Source organism: Acinetobacter sp. Lyrl_1, from assembly GCF_051948795.1.
In the GTDB taxonomy this organism is placed as follows: domain Bacteria; phylum Pseudomonadota; class Gammaproteobacteria; order Pseudomonadales; family Moraxellaceae; genus Acinetobacter; species Acinetobacter towneri.
In genome coordinates, this window is record NZ_JAYJLK010000060.1 from 1 (window position 1) to 8565 (window position 8565).

Sequence of the window (8565 nt, forward strand, 5' to 3'; positions counted from 1 at the left end):
GTAATATCTCCAACACTATTATCATCGTCATTACTAGCTGCCACAGCTAATCCCACCAAAGGAATCAAAGCCAGTAACCAATACGGATTAAACTCATAGGCTGCTGCAACCAAAGGTTCACCACCCAATGCCTGACCAGCACTGACTTCTTCAGCCAGCATACTTACAGCATGTTCCTGAAAACCACTTTCCGGAACATAGGCATAATAACTGCCATTTTCATGCAGACCGATCAGTAAATTGCTGGTCACCCCATCATGACCATAGTAATCCTGAATAATCAGGTCAGCATCAAGCGGATCTGACGAACTGTCTTCAAAACCAATATACAAGTCATTACCCACACGCTTAATTTTAATGTTTTCAGGGGCAAATTGAGTTGCATCATCAATCAACTCGTAATTGACATTTTTTTTGGCCTGAATAATCACAGGCTGATCGGGTGTTTTAGTAACATTCAGAGTTGAAATTATTTTCTTAGCACTATGTATTTTTACAGTAATGGTTTGATTATTCATAGGATTAATCCTTGTCTGCTAGCCAGATTTTTAAAATTTATTGGAAAGTTGAATTAGATTTAAAAAGTTTTATTCAGCTTTAATACCGTAAGTAATGATTTCTACACGTCGGTTAGGCAGATCACATTGCTCACGAGCCAGCTTATCTTTTGCATAGCGACTCTGACAGTCACTGACTACAAGGTCTTGTTCACCGCGTCCTTCAACTGAAATATTCTGTTTAGCCACACCATAGCTTGTCAGTAAATTACGTACTGTTTCAGCGCGTCGCAAAGACAGCTGCTGATTAAAAGCTTCAGTTCCTACAGGATCAGTGTAGCCAAGAACACTAATATGGCTAATCTGACTTTGCTCATTGATAATTTGATCTGCAATTGTTTTAACTTCTTCGCGACCTTTTTTTAACATGTCATTTGGGCCTGATTTTGCATAAGCAAATAAGGTATTTGCCTGTAAGGTATATTTCTTCAAGACAGTTTGGACAGGGACATTGACATAGACTGGTTTTGCACACACCTTATTTTTTTCAACACGTGAAAGTGTATGGGTTTGTTCACGAACAGTAGGAAGGATCTGCTGGGCTTGTACTTCTGTTAATGGCTGGATTTGAATGGACTGATTGGTATCTGCAACAAGTTTAAAATACTGAATTTTCCCTGCAGGCAAGTCATATACCTGATTTTTCTGCCGTACATTTGCATAATTCAACTCACTTTGAGTAAAAGCAGCACTCATTCCAGTCTGAGTTGCACATACAGGTAGCATTTTATAACCGCCTGATTGAAGCGACGTTAAATACTCTCCTTCTAGAAAAATATTAACGGCCGGACCATTGAATGCATTTTCCTCTCGAAGAAAAACCACCATGGTTTGATCTGGTCTAATATGATCAGACAAAATCATAGATGCTGGATTAAATGTTTTCCAATGCTCCAAAGGAGATTGATTATTAATAGAAGCACATCCAGACCCAAAAATAGAAAGTCCCGTTATTAAAAATAATTTTCTAATATCCATATCCCAGCACCTTTAAAACCTTAAAACCTTAAAACCTTAAAACCAAATCCAAGGTTAAAAATTCTTAAAAAGTATATTTTTGTGTGATTTAAATCACATTTAAACTTAATCATCATATAAAAAATATACTTTAAAAAACAGCATAAAAGTCATCTTTATTTATATCTTTTTCTCTGTACACGACAAATTTCACAGAACCCTTATCCTATCAGGATTCTGCTTTCTTAAAATTGCCAAAATTTCCTTAAACTCTTCTTTTTTCCCAAAACCAATTAAACGCTGAATCGCCATTTGAACATAGTCTAAACCATAGCGAAATAAACTCATTGAGAGTCGTCCATGCTTCTTTATTTTTATCGCTTTTTTTTGATTATGTTGCCATTCACCCGTTAAGTAACACCAACAGAAGCTTATAGCTAACACCGCAATCAATTTTTTCACTCGTCTAGGGTCTGTCAAGCGCGTATTTTCAAGATTAAACCCGCGTCCTTTGAGACAACTGAATAAGGTTTCAATTTCCCAGCGTAATGCATAATCCTGAATAGCATTGGCATTAAACTGAGGAGAAACGACGAGTAAAAGCTCTCCATTTTCTAACGGCTTTGTTGCATAAATATGTAAGCATCTGATTTAAATAAATTTAATTTTGGATCAAAAAATAATCAAAACTTTTAAAATCATATAGTTATGAAATCTTTGTGCAACAAAGCCACTCGCTCATCAAAATAAGCCAAAAATTCAAATTATGGAATCATTGGCTTAAACAGGATTCGGGTTATATATTACATTTTTAATACATTTATTACATAAAAAATAAACTAAATCGCGCAAGTTTTCTACTCATGTATGTCTCATCTAATCTCAAGCCAATAAAAAGCCAAATTTCATAGAAATTTGGCTTAAGTATTTAAGTTAAAATGTATTTTTTAAGTTAGCGTTCCTGTAGTGCCTGCTTCATTCGTGTGATCGGTTTGATCAAATATTGCAGGATGGTTTTTTCCCCGGTTTTGACATCCACACTAGCAATCATGCCGGGAATAATCGGCATTGCTTGTCCATTTTTATCAGTTAAGGCATTCTGACTGGTTTCCACCAAGATTCGATAGTAGGCTTCATCCGGGTTTAAATTAAGCTCACTTGGTCGCGCTTTGTCACGTAAGGTATCTGGACTAATTAGAGTGACTTTTCCTTCCAGTCCACCATACAGCGAATAGTCATAAGCAGTAATTTTTACAATTGCATCTAGCCCCGGACGGACAAAAGCCACATCTTGTGGACGGATATAAGTTTCAACTAGTAATTTGTCATCCAGAGGAACAATTTCCATAATATCTTGTCCTGCCTGAACCACGCCACCGACAGTGTTGATTTTGATATTTTTCACAATACCCCGTAGCGGTGCACGGATCAAACTGCGATCTACAGGGTCAGCACGCATGGCCATATTTTCTTTAGCCTGTGCCAGTTCAGATTCAATCCGGACCAGTTCATTGTTGGCATCTGCTGCATATTGATTGCGTTTTTCATCTATTTGTAGAGCCAGATCTGAAGACTGGCGACGCATTCTTAATAGCTCTACCTCAGACATTACCCCTTCCGCTACCATCGGCGCAGTAATGGCAATTTCACGGTCCAGCATCGACTTACTGGTTCTTAAGCCAGATATGGCATCTTCTACCGCACGACGACGAGCGTCATAAGCGGCACGTTCACGACGTTGTAAATCTGGACTGATCCCTGCCGAGAATTGAATGGCTGTACCATAAGATTCTGCCCGCAAACGTGCTGCCATTGCTTCCAGGTTATCGACCTTGGCTTCACTTTCACGCAATACCGCAGTGCTACGCGTATCATCCAAAGTTAACAAAACCTGTCCTTTTTCAACCACGTCACCTTCTTTGACACGCATGTCTTTAATGGTACCTGGGTCCAGACTTTGGACAATCTGCTCACGACTGGTCGGAATCACGCTGCCTTGACCACGTGTCACTTCTTCCACCGTACTGTTATATGCCCAGATTACAAAGACCACTAAAAAGATGAACAATAAACCAATCACCCAAAACAGTCCTGTATGCTTTTCTTTTTGCAAAGCTGCATTCAGATCATTGACCAGTTTCAGATCTTTGGAATGTATCTTTTCAGATGATTTTTCTTGATTATCCTTCATACTTTTTACTCAATATTTTTTTGTCGCAGGCTTTGGCTTTTACACGTCAAGTCAGATTTAAGTGATGGGCTGGCCCGTTTCGGCAGTCTGCGTAGCATCCGCCTCTGTCTGTGTAGGGGTGTTCGTTGCGGCTGAACTTGCCGAAATCGAAGGGCGAATCACCCGTTGTGTGGATGGACGTGCTTTCTGTTCATTTTGTGCCAGTTTTTTCAGCACCGCATCACGTGGGCCATCCATCACAATTTTACCTTGATCCACGACTACAATTCGATCAACAATACTCAATACCTGCATACGGTGTGTCACCACCAACAAGGTTTTATCTTTGCACCAGTGTCCTAAGGCGTGCAGGGCTTTCTGCTCGGTGCCCTGATCCAGCCCCGTGGTCGGCTCATCTAACAGCACCACTTTAGGATGACGTAAAGTCAAACGGGCCAAAGCAATAATCTGTTTTTGCCCACCCGATAAGCCTTGTCCATCTTCACCCAAAGGCATATCCAGCCCTTTCGGATGGTTTTGAATCAGCTGCTCTAAGCCAAAGCGTTTCAGTGCATGCAGTAAATCCTGATTGCCGGTAAAGCCATCTTGACGGGCCAAGTCTAAATTTTCACGTAGCGTGCCTAAAAACAAACGTGGCGATTGTCCCAGCATGGCAATTTGATTACGCACAAAGTTTGGATCAAGTTGGCGCAAATCTACCCCATCTAGGGTGACATTACCTTGACTGGGTTCAAACAGCCCACTGGCCAGTTTCAGCATGGTGGTTTTACCACTACCAATTTTGCCTAAAATCCCGACTTTCTCGCCTGGTTTCAACTGTAAATTCACACCTTTGACCACCTCAGGCGTGTCATCCTGATATTTAAAGCTGACCTGTTGCAGGTTTAACTCGCCTGCAACACGTTCCAGACTGATATATTCACGTTCTGGGTCACGCTCAATTTTACGGTCAATAATACTTTGCAAGCCTTGCAGCCCGACTTTGGCTTGTTGAAAGCGAATCGCCAGGTTGGCAATCTGTGCCAGTGGTGCCAGTGCACGACCCGATAAAATTACCGCAGCAATCAACGCCCCCATGGTGATTTTAGAATTGGCATCTGGGCTATGAATTAAATAAGTACCCACAATCACCAATAATACTGTATTGAGTTGCTGAATCCCGACTGAAAAATTCACCACAAAGTTGCTTAAATCACGGGTTTTGATGCTAGAAGCGGCACTGCGGGCGGTATATAAATCCCACTTTTCTTGTGCCCAGCTGGCGGCATTATTGGTTTTTAAGGTTTCTATGCCTTCAATTGCTTCAACGGCCAAGCCTTGACGCTGCGCACCTTCACGCATGGACTCATTAATAAAACGTGCCAAAGGACCTTGTGCCAAAAAGCCAACCAGCATCACAATTGGGATCAGAATTAATGGCACCAAGGCCAACTTGCCTGCAATCAGCCAAATTACACTAATAAACAGCAATAAGAATGGTAAATCCACCAATACCAACAAACTGGCACTGGTCATAAAATCACGGACTGACTCGAACTCACGCAGGTTATTGGCATAAGCTCCTGAAGAGGCCGGCTTTTCCGATAAATCTAGACTCATCACCCGTCTAAAAATCGCTGAGCTGATAATCAGATCGGCTTTTTTACCCGCAATATCGGTTAAATGTCCACGAATCATTTTGGCCACAAATTCAAACAGAATCGCCAGAATCACCCCGATACTCAGTACCCACAGGGTTTCGTAAGACTTATTTGGAATGACACGGTCATACACATTCATCACATACAGTGAACTGACCAATGCCAAAAAGTTAATAATAAAGGTGGCTAAAATCACCTGATAGTAATAAGAGCGGAAACGCCAGATGACTTTCCAGAACCAGGCTTTCGGCATATGATATTCAGGCAACTCTGAACGTAAATCACTGGCTAGTTTAGGCTTAATAAACCAGCAGTAACCCAAGTACAGTTCGTTCAGTTGGGTTTGGGTCAGTTGCTGTTTGAGGCCATCACTCTGCTGAATTTGATAAACCCGCTCATCGCCGATACCCTCAATTTTGGTGATTACCGCTGCATTTTCATCCTGCAACACAATCACCACAGGCATGGCCAAAGATGGAATATCCTGCAGACTGCGCTGAGCCAAAGTATTGTCAAAACCGTGGGTTTTTAAAACCTCGCCCAGGGAATGATAATTCACTTGCAGGTTTTGATCGTGGGTCACCTGCGCCATTAAGGTTGCCACAGAAATCGGGGTCCCTAAAAGCTGGGTGACTAAGGCAATATGTTCAACAATGGATTTCATGATCTTGTTATCAACCTTTGTTATTCTGTCGGAATATTGAATTTAAAATTAAGGCTGCGTAGACCGGGTCGAATGGCTCGAACCGACGGCCCAGGTCGAAATTTTGCCCTGTGCACGTAAATAGGCCAATGCCGCCATACGGAAATCATTCTGTGCCGTGACATAGGCAATTTCTACCGCAGATAATTCGTTATAGGCATTCAATACATCGACTAGAGTTTTACGCGCGATTTTAAACTGCTTTTCATTGGCAATCACCACATCTCGTGAAGCTGCAATTTGCTGGCGGGTAATCTCCATTTTCTGCTTGCTCTGAAACATATCAATTTCCGCAGTTCGGGCACGCTCTTCAATATCCCGTTGAATTTGTCCCAAACGTGCCTGTGCCGCCACAATCGACTGCCCACCTTGCTCTACTGAATATTTGTTGCCTTGGTTGAAAACGTCCCACGCCATGCTTAAATAAATTTGACGGTCTTCGGTGGTTACATTACCTTCCAGATTAATACTCGGGTAACGCTTGGTTTGACGATATTTATGTTCGGAGCGAATACTGTCCAGTTCGGCCTGTTGCGCTTGATATGAGGGGTGTTGACTGCTATCGGCCAGACTATAGCGATCGACTACATTGCTAATGCTAAACTGTGCAAAAGGATCACTTAAGCCTGCCGGGTCAACATGAGGAGCATATTTTTTTAAATTGCTTAAAGCAAAACCCAACTCACGCTGTAAACCACTGATGATATGTTCCACTTGCATTTGTCGCGCTTTGGCTTGAATCAGCTCAGAACGACGCCCCTGGTCATATTGCACAATAATACCAATATCACGGGTAAATTTATTGTGCCGTTCTAAACTACGATTTTGTACTTCAAGTGATTCCTGCGCACGCAAGGCTTTAATATATTCGCTGCCAATGCTGTAACCCAACTCTTCTGCAGTTTCACCGGTTTTCTCATGAAAATAAGCAGACTTGCTTTTATCTCGCTCGACCTGTGCGCTAATTGCCCCAAAAGAATATAGATTCAATGTTCCGCGCAAACCAGGCGTAAAGTTTTCACTGGCGTAATCTGCGCGATTGTCATGAGATTGGTCGAGGATTTGATTGGCAGTAACCGCTAACACTGGATAATGCAGGGCTTGTGACTCTTTTACTTTACTGATCGCTGCCTGTTCATTGGCTTGTGCCTCTATGATCAATGGGTCTTGCTGCAATGCATTTTTTAAAATAGTGCGCAGTTCAACAGCATGTGCCTGTGAAGAAGCATAGAGTGACAATAGAATTAAAATTTCGCCAATTTTTTTGCTGAATTTAGGAAATATTTTCACGTGAACCATCTGTATAATAAACGAAATATTTAAACTCGAAGTAATAAGATTAATTAAGTAGTTATCTTTTATTTTTGACTAAATATTAAAAAATAACACTATATAATATAATCCTTTATATAATAATTAATTTACTTTTAAAATGAATATTTCACAACTACTATTATGGTGAAATATTTTTTTTATTATTAAAAATCAATAAGATAATGTGTCTTTTAATTTATCTAGAATCGGGTTGGTGTGGCTTAACATTATGAGCTCATTAAATTCATGATAAATCTATCTTTATTCTGGATATTAGAAGAGGATGATTCTTATTAAAATTCTTAATTTTTTTGGTTATAATCACTATTTAACCCGAATTTCGGATAAGAAATTGGCTTGAAAAAAGGCTTTGTTGCACAAAACTATCGTTAAAGGCCTATTTCCACAATATAATTTTTGAATGAATAAACCTACACCTAAAATCTATCGAACTACCAATTGGTCTTCATACAACCGAACGTTCCAAAACCTGAGTCCTTGGTACAATACTGAGCGTATTTTACTGTCACCTGCTTTTGATAAGTGACTTTGCTTGTTGACTGAACTGCCAGACAACTGATGTACTGGAACCAAACCTACATATGCAGCAGCTTGACTTGCTTTTTCAAACTTGTGCGAATGAAATAACCCCAACAGTAATAAGCCTGATCGTTCACCGATTGAAGGAATAGTTTGCAGTAATTTCAAATCCTGTTTCAATGTTGGATCTTGATCTATGTGATTATTTATTAACTTATCAATATGTTCAAGTTGCTGATTTAAATACTCAATATTCTCTTCAAGTAATTTAATCACAACAACGGAGGTATGAGTGGACTGCGCCTTTTCAAGTCGATTCTTTTCCTGCAATAGACTACCTAGATAGACATCTCGTCTGCCTAGTAAAGCTTTTAATAATCTGACATTTTCAGGTTCAGGCTGCCATATGATTAACTTTGCGGTGTAACCATAACGTGAAAGAGCTTCACTATCAGCTTTATCCGTTTTATTTAGCATGGACATGCCTTTGGCAAAGGCTCTTACTCGTGAAGGATTAGCCACACAAACCTTTACACCTGCATCATATAGATAATATCCCAAATTCTCATGATAAACCGAAGTCGCTTCCATGATTGCTGTCACTTGATCAGGTTCAATTTTAAGAGTGATGAGCTATTTGAGCAGACTGCCAAAGCCACTTTT

5 protein-coding genes and 2 pseudogenes are annotated in these 8565 nt (G+C 40.4%); all 7 read right to left on the reverse strand.

The window, feature by feature from the left end; genetic code table 11:
* A partial coding sequence (locus tag VF675_RS12820) for a hypothetical protein (RefSeq protein WP_440205323.1) occupies nucleotides 1–518 on the reverse strand: 518 nt, incomplete at its 3' end.
* Between the two features lie 69 nt (nucleotides 519–587).
* On the reverse strand, nucleotides 588–1535 hold the full coding sequence (locus VF675_RS12825; protein WP_104504275.1) for an OmpA family protein: 948 nt from the start codon (nucleotides 1533–1535) through the stop codon (nucleotides 588–590).
* Nucleotides 1536–1724: 189 nt separating this feature from the next.
* A pseudogene (locus VF675_RS12830) lies at nucleotides 1725–2144 on the reverse strand (transposase); the annotation flags it as partial.
* A gap of 322 nt (nucleotides 2145–2466) precedes the next feature.
* Nucleotides 2467–3705 carry an HlyD family type I secretion periplasmic adaptor subunit gene (locus tag VF675_RS12835; protein WP_104504297.1) on the reverse strand — a complete coding sequence of 413 codons (1239 nt, stop codon included), beginning with the start codon at nucleotides 3703–3705 and terminating at the stop codon, nucleotides 2467–2469.
* Between the two features lie 57 nt (nucleotides 3706–3762).
* A complete protein-coding gene (locus tag VF675_RS12840; RefSeq protein WP_440205324.1) occupies nucleotides 3763–6009 on the reverse strand; it encodes a type I secretion system permease/ATPase in 2247 nt (748 codons plus the stop codon).
* A gap of 48 nt (nucleotides 6010–6057) precedes the next feature.
* Entirely contained in the window at nucleotides 6058–7338 is a 1281-nt protein-coding gene (locus VF675_RS12845) for a TolC family protein (RefSeq protein ID WP_158651013.1), read from the reverse strand.
* Between the two features lie 525 nt (nucleotides 7339–7863).
* Nucleotides 7864–8565: pseudogene (locus VF675_RS12850) on the reverse strand (IS110 family transposase); the annotation flags it as partial.

Bases quoted from the DNA above. Each gene is read 5' to 3' on its own strand.
- VF675_RS12840 (WP_440205324.1), bottom strand. From the start codon at position 6,009: ATGAAATCCATTGTTGAACATATTGCCTTAGTCACCCAGCTTTTAGGG.
- VF675_RS12835 (WP_104504297.1), bottom strand. From the start codon at position 3,705: ATGAAGGATAATCAAGAAAAATCATCTGAAAAGATACATTCCAAAGAT.
- VF675_RS12825 (WP_104504275.1), bottom strand. From the start codon at position 1,535: ATGGATATTAGAAAATTATTTTTAATAACGGGACTTTCTATTTTTGGG.